The 17,496-nt window shown below is 75.6% G+C and carries 11 protein-coding genes; 7 read left to right on the forward strand and 4 right to left on the reverse strand.

The genetic code is table 11. The features are described 5' to 3' along the window. The 3 genes from AB0I21_RS55415 to AB0I21_RS55425 all read left to right on the forward strand — a co-directional run. Nucleotides 1-3,222: amino acid adenylation domain-containing protein (locus AB0I21_RS55415; RefSeq protein ID WP_360573812.1), on the forward strand; the 3,222-nt coding region annotated here is incomplete at its 5' end. Continuing rightward, complete coding sequence (locus AB0I21_RS55420; RefSeq protein WP_360573813.1) at nucleotides 3,209-6,412, forward strand: amino acid adenylation domain-containing protein; 3,204 nt, start codon at nucleotides 3,209-3,211, stop codon at nucleotides 6,410-6,412. The genes AB0I21_RS55415 and AB0I21_RS55420, both read left to right, overlap by 14 nt. Continuing rightward, nucleotides 6,409-11,679 (forward strand): amino acid adenylation domain-containing protein, encoded by a 5,271-nt coding sequence (locus tag AB0I21_RS55425; protein ID WP_360573815.1) that lies wholly within the window; start codon nucleotides 6,409-6,411, stop codon nucleotides 11,677-11,679. The genes AB0I21_RS55420 and AB0I21_RS55425 overlap by 4 nt, the downstream gene beginning before the upstream one ends. Here the strand turns inward: AB0I21_RS55425 and AB0I21_RS55430 are convergent. Together AB0I21_RS55430 and AB0I21_RS55435 are read right to left on the reverse strand one after the other, a co-directional pair. Next, complete coding sequence (locus AB0I21_RS55430) at nucleotides 11,646-12,536, reverse strand: NAD(P)-dependent oxidoreductase (protein ID WP_360573817.1); 891 nt, start codon at nucleotides 12,534-12,536, stop codon at nucleotides 11,646-11,648. The two genes, AB0I21_RS55425 and AB0I21_RS55430, sit on opposite strands and share 34 nt — an antisense overlap. Before the next feature lie 7 nt (nucleotides 12,537-12,543). Continuing rightward, nucleotides 12,544-13,371 carry a helix-turn-helix domain-containing protein gene (locus AB0I21_RS55435; RefSeq protein WP_360573828.1) on the reverse strand — a complete coding sequence of 276 codons (828 nt, stop codon included), beginning with the start codon at nucleotides 13,369-13,371 and terminating at the stop codon, nucleotides 12,544-12,546. A gap of 64 nt (nucleotides 13,372-13,435) precedes the next feature. Between AB0I21_RS55435 and AB0I21_RS55440 the strand changes: the two genes are divergently transcribed. The 4 genes from AB0I21_RS55440 (at nucleotide 13,436) to AB0I21_RS55455 (ending at nucleotide 16,657) form a co-directional block, all read left to right on the forward strand. Beyond that, entirely contained in the window at nucleotides 13,436-15,073 is a 1,638-nt protein-coding gene (locus tag AB0I21_RS55440) for an FAD-dependent oxidoreductase (protein ID WP_360573819.1), read from the forward strand. Nucleotide 15,074: 1 nt separating this feature from the next. Continuing rightward, the gene (locus AB0I21_RS55445; protein ID WP_360573830.1) at nucleotides 15,075-15,227 is read left to right on the forward strand and encodes a hypothetical protein; all 153 of its coding nucleotides are present in this window, start codon (nucleotides 15,075-15,077) and stop codon (nucleotides 15,225-15,227) included. 94 nt (nucleotides 15,228-15,321) lie between these two features. Beyond that, a complete protein-coding gene (locus AB0I21_RS55450) occupies nucleotides 15,322-16,182 on the forward strand; it encodes an SGNH/GDSL hydrolase family protein (RefSeq protein ID WP_360573821.1) in 861 nt (286 codons plus the stop codon). A gap of 34 nt (nucleotides 16,183-16,216) precedes the next feature. Further along, nucleotides 16,217-16,657 carry a VOC family protein gene (locus tag AB0I21_RS55455; RefSeq protein WP_360573823.1) on the forward strand — a complete coding sequence of 147 codons (441 nt, stop codon included), beginning with the start codon at nucleotides 16,217-16,219 and terminating at the stop codon, nucleotides 16,655-16,657. Between the two features lie 30 nt (nucleotides 16,658-16,687). Here the strand turns inward: AB0I21_RS55455 and AB0I21_RS55460 are convergent, their stop codons facing one another. Beyond that, entirely contained in the window at nucleotides 16,688-17,089 is a 402-nt protein-coding gene (locus tag AB0I21_RS55460) for a PPOX class F420-dependent oxidoreductase (protein WP_360573825.1), read from the reverse strand. Between the two features lie 52 nt (nucleotides 17,090-17,141). Next, on the reverse strand, nucleotides 17,142-17,375 hold the full coding sequence (locus AB0I21_RS55465; RefSeq protein WP_360573827.1) for a LacI family DNA-binding transcriptional regulator: 234 nt from the start codon (nucleotides 17,373-17,375) through the stop codon (nucleotides 17,142-17,144). Nucleotides 17,376-17,496 lie beyond the last annotated feature (121 nt).

Below are 17,496 nucleotides of genomic sequence, written 5' to 3' on the forward strand. Positions count from 1 at the left end.
GCCGCCGCCCGCGTCTGCGCCCTCGCCGGCCGCGAGTTCGGCACCACGGTCGCCCTGGCCGACTTCCTCGCAGAGCCGACCGTCGCCGCCCTCGCGGCCCTGGTCAATGGCGGCCGGAGACCCGCGGCGGCGCCGGTCCGGCACGAGGGGCGGGCGGAGTATCCACTCACCCCGACCCAGCGCGAGCTGTGGACGCTGCGGCAGATCAGCCCCGTGCCGTCCGTGACGACGGTCGCGTTCCGCGCCCGGCTGACCGGCCCGGTCGAGCCGGCGGCGGTCAGGTCGGCGCTCGCGGCGCTGGTCGCCCGGCACGAGGTCCTGCGCAGCCGGATCGTCGACCGTGATGGCGCTGCGGTAATCGTTGTCGGCGTCGGCACGGCGGTGCCGCTGGCCGAACACGACCTGCGCGACCAGTCCCCGGCGGCGCGGCGGGCACGGTCCGACGAGATCGCCGCCGCGGCCGCACGCCACGCCTTCGACCTGTCCGGGACCGAGCCGCTGCTGCGGGTCGACCTGATCCTGCTTGCCGCGGAGGAGTCGGAGCTGGTCGTCGTCAGCGACCACGTGGCGTTCGACGGCTGGTCGACCGGCACGTTCCTCACCGAGCTCGCCACGGACCTGGCCGCGCCCGGCAGCGTCGCCCCGCCACCGGTGCAGCTGGGCGACGTCGCGCTGATGGACACGGCCCCCGGCAAACAGTCGGACGCCGCGGGGAACCCGTGGCGGGAGGAACTGGCGGGCGCGTCGCCGCCGAGCGAGCTGTTCACCGGCAGCGGCGGGTTCCGGGGCGAGCGGCTCACCCGGCCCGTGCCGCCGGACGTCGTCGCCGGGCTGGCCGAGGTGTGCGCGGCGAGCGGCGCCGCACCGTTCGCCGGCTGGCTGACCGCCCTCGGCCTGCTCCTCGCCGGCCTCACCGCACGGGCGGACGTGCTCGTCGGCGCGGTCGTCGCCCGTCGCGCCGGACCCGAGCTCGACGGCGTCATCGGCCCGCTCGTCGACGTCCTGCCGGTCCGCCTCCGCCTCGACGCCGCCGCCACCGTCCGCGACACGATCGCCGCGGCCTCGGCGACGACCGCCCGCGCGCTCGACCGGCCCCGGCCGTCCACCGAGGACCTGTTCGAGGCCGTCGGCACCCAGCCGCGCGGCGCGATGATCACCCCGGTGGTGCTGTCGGCGCAGCCGGCCGGCCTGCCGGTGCGGGTCGAGCGGGGCGGGGTCCGCCTCGAGCTGCTCGGCGAGCTGAGCTGCGGCGGCGCGCAGAACCCGCTCACCGTCTTCGTCAACGAGACCGCCGCCGGCGCCGAGCTGCAGGTGGAGCACGACCTCGACCTGACCGACCGGGCGGCGGCGGCCGCGTTCGCCGACCGGCTGCTGCTGGTGCTCGCGGAGCTGGCCGCCGACCCCGACCGACCGCTGACCCAAGTCCCGCTCGTCACGGCGGCCGAGGCGGCGGACCTGCTGGGCCGGTCGGCCGGCCCGCCGCTGCCCGCGGACGCGCCCGCGACCGTGGTCGACGCGATCGCCCGGCAGGTCCGGCAGCGCCCCGGCGATGTCGCCGTCGCCGGCGCGGACGGCGAGCTGACCTTCCGGCAGCTGTGGGACGCGTCGGCCGAAATCGCGTCGCTGCTGCGCGGGCACGGCGGGGTCGTCGGCGTGTGCCTGCCGCGCGACCACCGGTTGCCGGCGACGCTGCTGGGGGTCTGGCGGGCCGGCGCCGCCTACCTGCCGCTGGAGCCGGACCTGCCGGCGGAGCGCCTCGCCTGGCTCGCCGCCGACGGCGGGGTCCGGACCGTGGTGTGCCGCACCGCGACCGCCTCGGTGGCCGGGACGGTGACCGGCACCCGCGTGCTCGACCTCGACCAGGTTCCGCCCGCCGCCGATGTACCGCTGCCGCCCGTCACCCCGGACGACCCGGCCTACCTGCTGTACACGTCCGGCTCGACCGGGACCCCGAAGGGGGTGGCGGTCGCGCAGGGCGGGCTGGCGTCGCTCACCGAGGCGCTGCGGCTCGAGCCCGGCATCGGGCCGGGCGACAGGATGCTCGCCGTCGCCACGGTCAGCTTCGACACCTCCTGCGCGGAGATCTGGGCCACGCTCGCCGCGGGCGGCACCTGCGTCGTCGTGGAGCGCGACAGCGCCGTCGACGGGCACCGGCTCGGCGAGCGGATCGCCGAGCACCGGATCAACCTGATGAACGTGCCACCGACGATGCTCCGCACGCTGCTCGCCGCGCGCTGGACGGGCGCGCCGGACCTGCGGGTGTGGGCCGGCGGCGAGGCCCTCGACCCCGCGCTGGCCCGCGACCTGCTGCCCCGGGTCGCGCAGCTGTGGAACGTCTACGGCCCGACCGAGGGCACGGTCCTCTCGGCCGTGCACCGCGTGACCTCGGTCGGCGACACCGTGCCGATCGGGCACCCGATGCGCGGCGAGCGCCTGTACGTGATGGACCCGCTGCACCGGCTGGCGCCGCCCGGTGTCGCCGGCGAGCTGTGGATCGGCGGCGGCGGTCCCGCGCTCGGCTACCACCGCCGGCCGGAGCTGACCGCCGCCGCGTTCGTGCCCGACCCGTTCGTGCCCGGCGGCCGCTGCTACCGCACGGGCGACCTGGTCCTGTGGCGACCCGGCGGGGACCTGGAGTTCCGCGGCCGGCGGGACCATCAGCTGAAGGTCCGCGGGCACCGCGTGGAGCTCGGCGAGATCGAGGCGGCGCTGCGCGACCACCCCGGCGTCACGCACGCCGTGGTCACCGTGCGGGGCACGGGCGCCGAGGCGCACCTGGTCGGCTACCTCACCGGCACCGTCACCGGCGAGCAGGCCGCCGGAGAGCTGCGGCGCCGGCTCCCGGAGCACCTGGTGCCGCACCGGTGGGTGGTGCTCGACGCGCTGCCGGCGCTGCCCAGCGGCAAGGTCGACCTGGCCGCGCTGCCCGACCCGGACGACACCCGGCCGCACCGGCCCGCCGAGTCGATGATGGAGCAGCTCGTCGCCGACGTGTGGACGCAGGTCCTCGCCACGGACCGGATCGGCGCCGACGACAGCTTCTTCGGCCTCGGCGGGCACTCGCTCGCCGCGACCCGCGTCGCCGGCCGGCTGCGCGACACGCTCGGCTGCGCGGTGCCGGTGCGGCTGCTGTTCGACCATCCGGTGCTCACGGACTTCGCCGAGCGGCTGGAGCGCCTTGTCATGGACGAAATTCGGGGGAATGACTATGACCTTGTCTGAGCAGGACACGCTGCGCGCCCTCATGGAGCGGCGGGTCGCGGCCGCGCGGGCCGCCGCCGCGGACGCCGCGGCCGGGTCCGAGCCGGAGATCCCGCGCCGGGCCGACCCGGACGCGCCGCAGCCGCTGTCGCCGTCGCAGCGCCGGCTGTGGTTCAACGCCCAGTTCGAGCACAACACGTCGATCTACCACGTGCCGGCGGTGCTGCGGCTGACCGGCCCGCTCGACGCCGACGCCCTGCTGGCCGCGCTGCGTGAGGTCGCCGCCCGGCACGAGGTCCTGCGCAGCGTCGTGGTGCCGGCCGACCTGGTCGCGGTCGCCGTGCCCGCCGACCGGATCGAACTGTCCATCGTGGACGCGACCGAGGCCGCGCTCGCCGAGTCGCTGCGGCTCGAGGTCAGCCGCCCGTTCCAGCTCGACCAGGAGCCACCGATGCGGGCCGCGCTGTTCCGCCTCGCCCCGGAGCACCACGTCCTGCTGCTGACCGTGCACCACATCGCCACCGACGCCTGGTCGCAGGACCTGATGCTGGACGAGCTCGGCGCCCTCTACGCCGCCCGCCTGCACGGCACCACTCCGCCGGCGCCCCCGCGCCTGCAGTACGCCGACGTCACCGAATGGCTGGCGGCCCGCCCCGCCGACGACCACGTCGGGTGGTGGGTGCAGCGCCTCGCCGGGCTCGCCCCGGCCCTCCCGTTCCCGGTGGACCGGCCCTACCCGGCGGTCGCCGACTGGACCGGCGGCTACGTGCCGCTCACCGTGCCGCCGGCGCTCGCCGCACGGATCCGCGCGGCCGCCCGCGACGGGCAGGCGACCCCGTTCATGGTGCTGCTCGGCGCGTGGCAGGCACTGCTCGGCCGGCTCTGCGGCAGCGACGACGTCGCCGTCGGCGTGCCCGAGTCCGGGCGGCACCACCGCGCGACCGAAGGCGTCGCCGGATGCTTCATCAACACCCTCGTCATGCGCACCGACCTGGCCGGCGACCCGACCGGCCGGCAGCTGCTCGACCGGGTCCGCGAGACCACCCTGGAGGCGTTCGCGCACGCCGAGGCGCCCTTCGAGCGGGTCGTCGAGGCGGTCGCGCCCGAGCGCTCCACCGCCACCACGCCCATCTTCCAGTCGATGCTGTTCCTGCTGGAGACACCGCAGCGGGACCCCGTCCTGCCGTCGGTACGGGCGCAGCGCCTCGCCTCCCCGCTGGACTCCAACAAGTTCGACGTGAGCCTGTCGCTGACGGGCCGCGACGGCGGGTACGACGGCTTCATCAGCTACCGCAAGGACGTGTTCGACCAGGCCACCGTCCAGCGGTGGGCGCGCTGGCTCCTGGCGCTGCTCGACGGCATGCTGGCAGACCCGGACCGCCCGCTGTCCCGGCTCGACCTGCTCGACGACGCCGAGCGGGCCGCGCTGCTCGCCCAGGGCACCGGGCCCGATCTGCCCGCCGGTGCGCCCGCGACCGTCCTGGACGCGGTGCTCGCCCAGGCCGCGACCCGCCCGGACACGGTCGCTGTCGACGGCGGCGACGGCACCCTGACCTACGGTGACCTGGCCACCGCCGCGAAGCGGATCGCGACGGCCCTGCGGCGCCAAGGTTCCGGGGGCTCCGGACCGGTCGGGATCTGCCTTCCCCGCGACCGCCACCTGCCGGCCGCGCTCGTCGGCGGGTGGCTGGCCGGGTCACCGTACGTGCCGCTCGAACCCGACCATCCGGTCGAGCGGCTGCGCTACCAGCTCACCGACTCGGGCGCCGGCGTCGTCCTCGCCGCCGCCGGGACGCTCGACGTGGCGCGCCGGATCGCCGAAGGCACCGGAGCCGCCGTCGTCGACCTCGCCGCGGCCCTCGCGACGGAGCCGGGCGAGCTGCCGCCGGTCGGGCCGGGCGACCTCGCGTACATCATCTACACCAGCGGCTCGACGGGCCGCCCCAAGGGCGTGGAGCTGACCCACGGCAGCCTCGCCGCGTTCGTCGCCGCGCAGTGCGAGCTGATGCCGGTCACCCACGATGACGTGATGCTCGGCCTGACCGCGCTCTCCTTCGACGTCGCCGGCCTCGAACTGTGGGTCGCCCTCGGCCACGGCCTGCGCCTCGCGCTGCTCGAACGCGGCGTCGCCGTCGACGGGCACCAGGTGGCGCGGCGGATCACCGAGGCGGGGGTGACCGTGATGACGGCGACGCCGACCACGTTCCGGATGCTCGTCGCCGCGGACTGGCGGGCACCGCGGGTGCGGGCCGTCGCCATCGGCGAGGCCGTCGACCCCGTCCTCGCGCGGGAGCTGACGGACCGGCTCGGCGAGTTCTGGAACGGCTACGGCCCCACCGAGACCGCCGTGACGTCCACCATGCACCGGGTCACCGCCCCCGTCGGCGACACCGTGCCGATCGGCACCCCGATGGCGGGGGAGTGGGTGTACGTGATGGACGCGGCCGGGCGGCTCGCGCTGCCCGGGACCGTGGGCGAGCTGTGGATCGGCGGGGCCGGTGTGGCGCGCGGCTACCATGGCCGGCCGGACCTGACCGAGGCCGCGTTCGTCGCCGACCCGGTACGGCCGGGCGAGCGCTGCTACCGCACCGGTGACCTGGTGCGCTGGCGCACCGACGGGCTCCTCGACTTCCTCGGCCGCCGCGACCACCAGGTGAAGGTCCGCGGGCACCGCATCGAGCTCGGCGAGATCGAGGTGCGGCTGCGGGCCGCGCCCGGCGTCGCCGAGGCCGTCGTGACCGTCGCCGGTGGCGCCGACCCGCACCTCGTCGGCTACGTCGTGCCGGGACCCGGGTCGGTGGTCGACCCGCCCGGCCTCGAAACGCTGTTACGGGCGACGCTGCCCGAGTACATGGTGCCGCGCCGCTGGATGACGCTGCCGTCCCTGCCGGTCAACGGCTCCGGCAAGGTCGACCGCGGCGCCCTGCCCGAGCCGCACGACGAGGTCCGCGAGCGGGTCGCGCCGCGCAGCGACGCCGAGCACCTCGTCGCCGACGTGTGGGGCGCGGTGCTGCACCGCGACGACCTGTCGGTGCACGACAACTTCTTCGCACTCGGCGGGCACTCCCTGTCCGCGACGCTCGTCGTCGGCCGGCTCCGCGACGCGCTCGACCTGCCGGTGCCGGTGCGGCTGCTGTTCGAGCAGCCCGTCCTCGAAGGCTTCGCCGTGGCCCTCGAGTCGCTGCTGCTGGCCGAGGTGACGCAGGCGTGACGGTCACCGACAACCAGCGCTCGCTCATCCGGCAGCGCCTGGCGGCGGCCCGCGCGGCGACGAGCCGCGCCGCCATCAGGATCCCCACCACCGATCCCGGCGTTCCCGCGCCGCTGTCCCCGGCACAGGCGCGGCTGTGGTTCATGCACCAGCTGGAGCCCGACAGCGCCGCCTATCACGTCACGGCCACGGTACGGCTGACCGGCGAGCTCGACGTGGCCGCCCTGACCGCCGCGGTCCGCGACCTGGCGGCACGGCACCACGTGCTGCGCAGCCGGTTCGTGGAGCAGGACGGCACCCCCACCGCGGTCGTCGGCGCCGCCGGTGACGTGCCCGTCGAAACGGCGGGCACGCTCGACGCGTGCCGGGACCGGACGTTCCGGTTCGCCGAGGAGCCACCGATGCGGGCGCTCATCAGCCGCACCGGCCCGGACGAGCACCTGCTGCTGCTGGTCGTGCACCACATCGCGTTCGACGCGTGGTCCGTCGACCTGGCCCTGCGCGAGCTCGCCGACCTCTACGCGGCCAGGGTGACGGGCCGGCCCGTCCCGGCCGCGCCCGCGGTCCAGTACGCCGACTACGCCCGCTGGCAGGGCGGCCGGGAGCCGTCCACAGTGGACCTCGACTGGTGGGTCGAGCGGTTGCGGGGCCTCGCGCCGGTGCTGAACCTGCCCGCCGACCGGCCCCGCCCGCCCGTCGCCGGCGCCGAGGCCGGGCAGGTGCCCGTGGCGGTGCCCGCCGCGCTCACCGCCCGCATCGACGGCCTCGCCGCGGCCGGCGGCGCGACCCCGTTCATGGTGCTGCTCGCCGCCTGGCAGGCGCTGCTCGCCCGGGTCTGCGGCACCGACGACGTCGCCGTCGGCGTCCCCGCCGCGGGCCGGCACCACCCGGACGTCGAGACGATGATCGGGTGTTTCATCGGCACGCTGGTGCTGCGCACCGACTGCTCCGGCGACCCGACCGGCCGGCAGTTGCTCGCCCGCGCGCGGGAGACCGCGATCGACGCGCTCGCCCATGCCGAGACCCCGTTCGAGCGGATCGTCGACCGGCTCCAGCCCGAGCGGAACCTCGCCACCACCCCGATCTTCCAGGTGCTGCTGAACGTCCTGGAGCAGCCGCCCGTCCCGATGCGCTTCCCGGGCCTCGACGCGCACGTCGTCGAGCTGCCGATCCGCACCACGAAGTACGACCTCAACCTCGCGCTGTCCCGCACCGCCGACGGCTACCGCGGCTCGCTCGTCCACCGCGCCGAACTGTTCGACGACGACACCGCGCGGCGTCTCGCCGGATGGTTCCTGGCGCTGCTGGACGGGCTGACCGCCACTCCCGACGTGCCGGTCGGACGGCAACCGCTGGAGCCGGGCGCGCTGTCGGGACCGGCCGGGCGCCGCGTGTCGTACACGACGGAACAGCCACTCGATCAACTGATCGCGCGCCACGCGGCGCTCACGCCCGACGCGACCGCGGTCGTCGCCGCCGACGGCAGCCTGACCTACGCCGAGCTGGACCGTCGCGCGGGCATCGTCGCGGCGCGGCTGCTCGCCGGCGGGGTGCGGCCGCAGGAACCCGTCGCCGTCCTGACCGAGCGCGGCGTCAGCCTGCCCGTCGCGATGCTCGGCGCGCTGAAGGCCGGCGCCGCCTACCTCCCGATCGACCCCGGCTACCCGGACGGTCGGGTGGCGGACATCCTCGACGCGGCCGGGGCGCGGTTCGTGCTCACCGAGGCGGCCTTCGCCGGCCGGGTCGCGGACCGCCGGGCGCTCGTCGTCGCGGACCTCGCGGGTGACCCCGCGCCGGCCGTGCCGGTGCCGATGGACCACCTCGCGTACGTCATCTTCACGTCGGGCTCGACCGGGAAACCCAAGGGCGTCGCCGTCGAGCACCGGCACATCGCGCACTACCTGCACGCCGTCGCCGACCGCATCGGGCGGCACGCGTCCTACGCGCTCGTCTCCACCCACGCCGCCGACCTCGGCATGACGAACCTGTTCGGGGCGCTGACCACCGGCGGCGTCGTGCACCTCGTCGACCGGGAGACCGCCACCGACCCGGAGGCGTTCGCCGCCTACCTCGCCGCGCACCCGGTCGACGCGATCAAGCTCGTCCCCAGCCACCTGGAGCTGCTCGCCGCCCACGGCGACCTCGCCGCCCTCCTGCCCCGCGCTCAGCTCGTCCTGGCCGGCGAACCGTGCCCGTGGGAGCTGATCGAGCGCATCGAGCGGGTCCGCCCCGACCTCGGCGTCCAGGTCCACTACGGCCCGACCGAGACCACGGTGTCGGTGCTCGGCTGCGACGTGCGCGAGATCCCCGCCGAGCGCCGCCACGGCATCGTCCCGATCGGCCGCCCGTTCCCGAACGTGGAGTGCGTCGTCACCGACCCGGCCGGCCGGCCCGTGCCCGCGGGCGTGCCGGGGGAGCTGCGCATCGGCGGGCCGGGCGTCGCCCGCGGCTACCTGCACGGGCGCGACGACCGGTTCACCGGCGGGCGGTACCGCTCCGGCGACCGCGTCCGAGTCGACGCGCACGGCCTCGTGCACATCCTCGGCCGCGTCGACGACCAGGTGAAGATCCGCGGCTTCCGGGTCGAGCTCAACGAGGTCGCCGCCGCCGTCCGCGCCGTCCCCGGCGTCGGCGAGGTGGTCGTGCTGCCCGTCGGCGAGGCGCACACGCGGCGGCTCGCCGCCTGGATCACGCCCGCGACCGCCGACGCCGGGGAGATCCGGGCCGCGCTGCGGGACCGGCTGCCCGACTACATGGTGCCGTCGGCGTTCGTCGCGCTCGACCGGCTGCCGCTGACCCGCACCGGCAAGCTCGACCGCGCCGCGCTGCCCGCGCCCGCGGCACCGGCGGCGGCCACCCGCGTCGCGCCGTCGACACCGACGCAGGTGCGGGTCGCGGCGGCCTGGGCGCAGGTGCTCGACGACGCCGACCCCGGGCTCGACGACGACTTCTTCGCCCTCGGCGGCGACTCGTTCAAGGCCGTCCGCGCGATCCGCGCCATCGACCCGCGGCTGCGCGTCATCGACCTCTTCACGCACCCCACCGTGCGTGAGCTCGCCGCGTACCTCGACGGTGACACCGGATCGTCGGGGCTGCTGCACCGCCTGGCCGGGCCCGCGACCGGCACGCTCACCGTCGTGTGCGTCCCGTACGGGGGTGGCTCCGCCGCCGCGTACGGCCCCCTGGCGACGGAGCTGGCGCAGCGGATCCCCGGCGCGGCCGTCCTCGCCGTCGAGTTACCCGGGCACGACCCGGCGCGGCCCGACGAGCCGCCGCTGCCGATGTCCGCGCTCATCGACCGGATCGTCGCGGACCTGCCGCCCGGGCCGGTGCTCGTGTACGGGCACTGCGTCGGCTCCGCGGCCGCCACCGAGCTGGCGCTGCGCCTGGAGGCCGAGGGCCGGGACGTCGTGGGGCTCGTCGTCGGCGGCAGCTTCCCCGCCGCGCGGCTGCCCGGCCGGGTCACCGCGTGGCTGCACCGGCGGATCCCCGCCACCTGGTGGACGTCGGACCGGGCGTACCGGGACTTCCTGCGGACCCTCGGCGGCCTCGACGACGACGACGCCGAACTGGACACCGGAACGATCCTGCGCGGGCTGCGGCACGACGTCGACGAGGCGCAGACCTGGTTCACCCGCGAGCTGACCCGCCCCGACCGGCGCCGGCTCCGCGCGCCCGTCCTGTGCCTCATCGGCGCCCGGGACCGCTCCACCGAGCTGTACGAGGAGCGCTACACCGAGTGGGGCGCGTTCGCCGACCGGGTCGCCCTCGCCGTCCTGCCCCGGGCCGGGCACTACTTCCTCAAGCACCAGGCCGCGCCGGCCGCCGGCCGCATCGCCGACGCCGCCCGGGACTGGCGGGAGGGGCGGCCACCGGAGCCGGTCAGCACCGCGGTCACCGGCGGCCGGGCCCGCCGCGACCTGCGCGACTTCTACCTCATGGCGGCCGGGCAGACCGCGTCGCTGATCGGCGCGGCGCTCAGCTCGTTCGCCCTCGGCGTGTGGGCCTACCAGCAGCACGGGCGGGTCGCCGACTACGCGCTCGTCACGATGCTGGCGTTGCTGCCCTCGATCCTGCTGCTGCCCCTCGGCGGCGCCGTCGCCGACCGGCTCGACCGGCGGCGCGTCATGCTCGCCTGCAACGGTGCCGGCGCCGCGGTCATGACGGCCGTCGTGACCCTCCTCGCCCTGGGCACGCTGGAGATCTGGACCGTCGGGCTCCTGGCCGGGCTGCTGTCCGCGATCACCGCGTTCCACCGGCCCGCGTACCTGGCGGCGGTCGCGCAGCTCGTGCCGAAGCCGTACCTCGGGCAGGCCAACGCCCTCGCCAACCTCGGGCCCGGCATCGGCATGCTCATCGCGCCCCTCGCCGGCGGCGCGCTGATCACCGCGCTCGGCATGCCGTGGGTCGTCGCCGTCGACGTGGTGTCGCTGCTCGTCGGCGTCGGCACCCTGCTCGTCGTGCGGCTGCCCGACCGGCTGTTCCGCCGGCAGGAGGAGACCTTCGCCCGCGCCATCGCCGGCGGCTGGCGGTTCCTCGTCCGGCGGCGCCCACTCATGATCATGATCGGGTTCTTCGTCGTCGAGAACTACCTGGCCATGCTCGCCCTCGCCGTCACCGTCCCCACCGTGTACGGCTTCGGCGGCACCACCGCCGTCAGCGTCGTCACCACGTGCAGCGGCATCGGCGCGGGCCTCGGCGCGCTCGCCATGGTGCTGTGGGGCGGCGCCGAACGCCGCGCCACCGGCATGGTCGGCTTCGTCATCGGCGTGGGCCTCGGCGCGGCGCTCGTCGGACTGCGGCCGTCGATCGCGGTCGCCGCCGCCGGGAGCCTCGTCTGGTACGCCTCCCTGACCGTGCTCAACGCGCACTGGCTCGCCATCATCCAGGTCAAGGTCGGCCTCGAGCTGCAGGGCCGGGTCCTCGCCACCAACCAGATGCTGGCGGTCGCGATGACCCCGCTCGCGTTCCTAACCGCGCCGCCGCTCACGTCCCTCGTCACGCCGCTGCTGCGCCCCGGCGGCGCGCTCGCCGGGACCGTCGGCGAGGTGGTGGGCGTCGGCGCCGACCGGGGCGCCGGGCTCGTCCTCGTCGCGTGCGGGGTGCTCCTCGTCGGGTGGGGCGCGCTCGGGCTGGCGTACCGGCCGCTGCGCCGGATGGAGGACGACCTGCCCGACGTGTCCGCGGGCGCGGAGATCCCCGACACGCTCGACGAGGTGCAGGACGCGCTGCTTCAGCGGGAGTTGGCGGATCGCCAGGCGACGTAGTCGGCGACCGCGGCGGCGATGTCGAACTCGGGCTTGAAGCCGGTGTCCTCGGTGAGGCGGCTGATGTCGAGGTACGGGTGGGCGCCGCCACCCCCGGGCCGCACCTGCGCCTCGAGCGCGTCCGCGACCTCCCGGTAGGTGAACGGGCGGCCGCTGGACACGTTGTACGTGTCGTGCCGCAGGCTCGGGGCGGTCATGAGCAGGGCGATCGCGCGGCCCGCGTCCGGCGCGTAGCAGGTGTCGCCGCCGTCGTCGGCATGCAGCGGCGGCGGCTCCTCGCCGCGCAGCACGGCGCTGACGTACGGCGGGATCGGGTTGAACGGCGACTCCGGGTCCATGAGCGGCCCCCACGTGCTGCCGATCCGCAGCAGCACGGGCTGGACGCCGGTGCCCTGCAGGGCGTGCGTGACGAGCGGCTCGACGGCCTTCTTGAACGCGACGATCAGGTGCGGCAGGTGCGCGGCCGGCAGCGGCAGCTCCTCGTGCCACGGGATCTCGGGCCGGCCGATGTACACGCCGATGCTGCTCGCGACGGCGAACCTGCGCACCGCCCACGTGCGGGCCGCGTCGAGGGCGTTGAGCAGCCCGGCCATGTCTGTGCGGAAGTACGCCACCGGATCGTCGCCGGGGATGGAGCCGGCGAGGTGGACGATGTCGCTGATCTCGTGGCGGTCCGCGAGGGCGAGGAACGCGCCGCGGTCGGTGACGTCGAGGGCCTCCACGGTGACCCGGCCGGCCAGGAACGACGGCACCTCCGCCCGCTGGTGCGCGGTGACGACGACCTGGTGCCCGAGGTCGGCGAGCGCGCGGGCGGTGTGCGCGCCGATCATGCCGAGCCCGCCGGTGACGAGGATCATGGCTTGATCAGATCCCGCGGGCGCCGGCCGGGTCTTGAACGAATCGCGCACGGCCTCGGAGGAACGGCTCGTAGGACGCGGTGTGGTCGTGGCCGCAGCAACAGCGGTCGACCTCGCCGCCGAGCAGGTCGCGCGGGGTCAGGCCGGTCAGCCGCAGGCACTCCCGGCTCAGATGCGCCTGGTCGGCGTAGCCGAGGTCGGCCGCGAGGCCCGCGACGCCGGCCGCGCCCGACTGGGCCAGCGCCAGGAACCCCTGGAACCGCAGCGTGCGCTGCAGGACCTTCGGGCGCAACCCGACCGCCCGCAGGCAGCGGCGGCGCAGCTGGCTCACCGACAGCGTCAGGTGGCCGGCGACGGCGTCGACGGTGACCGGCGACCACGGCATCAGCGCCCGCACGGCCTCCCGGACCAGCGGATCCACGCCCGCATCACCGTGGAACTCACGCAGGAGGTGCCGCTGCAGCAGCGCGAGCGCCCGCTCGGGCGTCCGGGCGCCGGCCATCGCCTCCGCGAGCCGGTCGGCGGTCCCGCACCACAGGTCCGCCAGGCCCGGCCGCTGATCGAGCAGCTCGTCGAGCGCCACCGGCAGGGGCGGCGGGGTCCCGGGCAGGAACCGCACACCCACCACCGTGGTCCGCGCCGGGATCACCTCGACCTGCGGACCGGTGAGCGGGCCGAGCAGGTGCGGGCGGCCGCCGATCGGGAAGTGCAGCTCGACCCCGCCGGCCGGCAGGTGCCGCTGCGCGTACGCGACGTCGCCGGTCCGCTGGACCCACACCGTGCGCACGACATCCGCCAACGCGGCCACCGGCGGGTGCTCGACGTACGACTCCATCACCCGCCATCCTCGCACTCCGGTATCTTGCTGCGACGTCCGCCCGCTACCAGGAGGCATGCACATGAGCTCGGTCCCAGTTCCCGACGCGCGGACGCGGTACTCGTCGCGGCGTGCCGGCGCGCCGGACGAGGCCCAGGCGTGGCCGGCGTTCGGGGAGGAGGACCGCGCCCTGCTGGAGGCGGCCGGGGAGGTGGTCCGCCCGTCGCCCGGCGAGGTGCTGTGGGAGGGCGGCGAGCCCTACGACCTGTACGTCGTGGAGACCGGCGGGCTGTGCCTGGTGGACCGCCGCGACGACCGGGTCGTGGTCGTCGTGGAGCCCGGCGACTTCGTCGGTGAGCTCGGCATGCTCATGGGGCAGCCGGCGTTCCTCGCCGGGGTGGCGATGCCCGGCACCACGCTGCTGCGGGTGCCCGTCGAGGAGCTGCGCCGGCTGATCGCGACCACCGTGGACCTGGGCGACCTGCTGATCTCCGCGTTCGACGCCCGGCGGCGCATGCTGAGCCGCTGGGGCGAGGGCGGCCTCGTCCTGGCCGGCGACGACGACCACCACCTGCGCCGGCTGCGGGAGTTCGCCGCGCGCAACCACGTCCCGTTCCGGGTCGTGCTGCGCTCCGACTCATCCGCCTGGGAAGAGGTCGCGGCGGCGTGCGCGCTGCCGGCGCAGGGAGCGGCGGTGGTGACCGGGGAGGGGCGGGTCCTGACCGACCCGAGCCCTCGCGACCTGGCCACGGCCGTCGGGCTCGACCTGTGCGGGCTGCCCGAGGGGGCGCGGTGCGACCTGCTGGTCGTCGGCGCCGGGCCGGCCGGTCTGGCCGCCGCCGTCTACGGCGCCTCCGAGGGCCTCGACGTCGTGGTCGTCGAGGACGTCGCCCCCGGCGGACAGGCCGGCACCTCGTCGCGGATCGAGAACTACCTGGGCTTCCCGCGCGGGATCGCCGGCGGCGAGCTGGCCCGTTCGGCGATGCTCCAGGCCGTCAAGTTCGGGGCGCGGCTCGTCTCGCCCCGATCCGTCACCGGCCTGACCCGTGACGCCGACGGGTTCCGGGTCAGGCTCGACGACGACACCGACGTGGCCGCCCGCGCCGTGGTGATCGCCAGCGGTGTCCGGTACCGGCGGCTGACCGTCCCCGGTGTCGGCGACCTCGAGGGGCGCGGCGTCTCGTACGCGGCCACGGAGATCGACGCGCGCGCCTGCCTGGGCCGCGACGTCGTGGTGGTCGGGGGCGCCAACTCGGCCGGCCAGGCCGCGCTGTTCCTCGCCCGGCAGGCCGGCCACGTGCACGTCCTCATCCGCCGCGACGACCTGACCGAGACGATGTCGGACTACCTCGCGCAGCGGCTCCTGCACCACGAGCGGATCACCGTCCACCCGCGGGCGGAGCTGACCGGCGCGCGCGGCGGCGACCGGCTCACCCACCTCACGTGGCGGGACGGGACTGGGCGGGAGGTCGAGGTGGCGGCCGGCGGGCTGTTCCTGATGATCGGGGCGCTGCCGCGCACCGCGTGGCTGCACGACGTGGGCGTCGAGCTGGACGAGAAGGGGTTCGTGGTGACCCGCGGCGCGTTCGAGACCTCGGTGCCGGGGCTGTTCGCCGTCGGCGACGTCCGGGCCGGGTCGGTCAAGCGGGTCGCCTCCGCCGTCGGCGAGGGCTCGGTGGTGGTCTCGGCGGTGCACGCGTACCTGGCGGCCACCGGCTGAGCTGACCACGCTCGCGCAGCCGAAGGAGTCGCTCGGCCGGGCCGGCGTCGACCTGCTCCTGCGGGTGCTCGACGGCACCGCGCCGATCCGTGGCACGGTGCCGTCGCGGCTGATCATCCGCCAGTCGACCGGCCCGTGCCGGCCGGGCGCCTGAAAACGTTCTCACAATCAGCGCCAACCATTGACCGATGTCGTTGTCGCTGGCAGAATTCGGTCCCCGCGCCATCCCTTCCGCCAGGGGGACCGCCATGAGACTGGCCCTGCTCGCCACCGCGCTGCTGACATCCGGGTTGGTGCTGAGCACCCCGGGCCCCGCCCACGCCGCCGCGCCCACCGGGCGGTACGTGGCGCTCGGGGACTCGTACACCTCCGGACCGCTGATCCCGGACCAGGTCGACCTCAACTGCGTCCGCTCCAACCGCAACTACCCGTCCCTGGTCGCCCGCGCGATCGGCTCGGCCGCCCTCGTCGACGCCAGCTGCGGCGGCGCCACCACCGCCGACATCCTCAACCCCGGCAAGGGCACCCTGGGCCTGCCCGTCCCCGCCCAGATCTCGGCCGTCACCGCCGCGACGGCGCTGGTCACGATCGGCATCGGTGGCAACGACATCGGCTTCACCGGCATCGTGACGGCGTGCGCCCAGGACGGCGTCGGCGACCCCTTCGGCACGCCCTGCCGCGACCGGTACACCGCCGGCGGCACCGACCAGCTCCAGGCCCGGATCGCCGCCACGGCCCCGAAGGTCACGGCCGTCATCCAGGCCGTGCGCGCCGCCGCGCCCGCCGCCCGCATCGTCGTCGTCGGCTACCCTGCGATCGTGCCCGACCGCGGCTACGGCTGCTGGCCGGCGGTGCCGTTCGCGTTCGGTGACGTGCCGTACCTGCGCACGGTGGCGAAGTCGCTCAACGCGATGCTCGCCCAGACCGCCGCGTCGAACGGCGCCGAATACGCCGACACCTACAGCCCGTCGGTCGGCCACGACGTCTGCCGCTCCAAGAGCGTCCGCTGGGTGGAGGGGGTCGTCCCGGAGAACGCCGCCGCCCCGTTTCACCCCAACGCCGCCGGCGAGCAGGCGATGGCCACCGCCGTCACGACCCGCCTCGCCTGAGCGAGCCACCGTCGTTGCCCATATGCTCGGCGACATGACGATCAAGCGCATGGACAACGTCGGCATCGTCGTCGACGACCTCGACGCCGCCGTCGCGTTCTTCACGGAGCTCGGCATGGAGCTGGAGGGGAGGACGCCGATCGAAGGCAGCTGGGCGGGGAAGGTCGTCGGGCTCGACGGCATGCGGAGCGAGATCGCGATGATGCGGGTCCCGGGCGCCCCGGGCCGGCTCGAGCTGGCGACGTACCACAGTCCGAAGTCGATCACCCCCGAGCCGGCGGTCACCCCGTCGAACACGCTGGGCCTGCACCGCGTCATGTACGCCGTCGACGACATCGAGGACACCCTCGCCCGCCTCCGCCCGCACGGCGCGGAGCTCGTCGGCGAGGTGACGCGCTTCGAGGACGCCTACCTGCTGTGCTACCTCCGCGGGCCGGGCGGCATCATCCTGGCGCTGGCCGAAGAGCTGAACTGAGCCGTGCGGGGCCGGCAGAGCTGAGCCGCATCAGCCCTGCGGGGTGATCCGCAGCATGACCCGGTCCCGCCGGCCGAGGGTGGCGAGCCGTTCGACGAGCATCACCAGGCGGTACTCGAGGCCGTACTTGCGCCGGACCAGGCCCGTCATGCGGGCGATCTCGCGCGGGTCGGTGACGATCTCGGCGGTGCCCTCGACCGGCGGGGTGCCGGCGTGGACCTTGCCGGTGCGGGTGCAGGGGACCAGCCGCACGCGGGGGTCGCGGCGAAGGCGCTTGACCTTGTAGCTGGCGGCGAGGGTGGTCACGACGAGGGCGTCGCCGTCCGGGGTGATCCACACGGGCGTGGCGACCGGGGTGCCGTCCTTCCTGAACGTGGTGAGCGAGACGAAGCGCTGCGCGCCGAGCGACGCCGTCGTGGAGCCCTGGGTCATCCTCTCCGGGTACCCGGAGAGGACCGGGTGATGCGCGTCGCCGCGGCGGGGATCAGGTGGGGCTCAGCCGCCGGCCGTGGGCGATGACGGGGTGGACGCCGGCGAGGGTGAGGTCGTCGCGGAGCTCCGAGCGGACCCGGGCGTCGACGAGCACGAGCGCCGGTACCCCAAGCTCGCCGGCGGCCCGCAGCACCCGCTCGCGGGTCTCGCGTGCGACGTGGCTCTCGCCGTTCAGCGCTCTCGAGGCGGTCTTGATCGACACCCCCGAGAGCGCCGCGACCTCCACCAGACCGGGGCGCCCGGACCGAGCGGCGGGTAGGGGAAGAAGTCCAGGTCGGCGAGGTTCGCGGGGGCGTAGTTCGCGGCGACCTGGTTGGAGCCCTGAAACATCATCCCGGCCTGCTTGT

The sequence above is a fragment of the Dactylosporangium sp. NPDC050588 genome (assembly GCF_040654975.1).
Classification (GTDB): Bacteria; Actinomycetota; Actinomycetes; order Mycobacteriales; family Micromonosporaceae; genus Dactylosporangium; species Dactylosporangium maewongense.

Coding starts and splice junctions, on each gene's coding strand:
- AB0I21_RS55450 (WP_360573821.1), top strand. CDS start 15,322: ATGAGACTGGCCCTGCTCGCCACCGCGCTGCTGACATCCGGGTTGGTG.
- AB0I21_RS55455 (WP_360573823.1), top strand. CDS start 16,217: ATGACGATCAAGCGCATGGACAACGTCGGCATCGTCGTCGACGACCTC.
- AB0I21_RS55435 (WP_360573828.1), bottom strand. CDS start 13,371: ATGGAGTCGTACGTCGAGCACCCGCCGGTGGCCGCGTTGGCGGATGTC.
- AB0I21_RS55440 (WP_360573819.1), top strand. CDS start 13,436: ATGAGCTCGGTCCCAGTTCCCGACGCGCGGACGCGGTACTCGTCGCGG.
- AB0I21_RS55460 (WP_360573825.1), bottom strand. CDS start 17,089: ATGACCCAGGGCTCCACGACGGCGTCGCTCGGCGCGCAGCGCTTCGTC.
- AB0I21_RS55430 (WP_360573817.1), bottom strand. CDS start 12,536: ATGATCCTCGTCACCGGCGGGCTCGGCATGATCGGCGCGCACACCGCC.
- AB0I21_RS55420 (WP_360573813.1), top strand. CDS start 3,209: ATGACCTTGTCTGAGCAGGACACGCTGCGCGCCCTCATGGAGCGGCGG.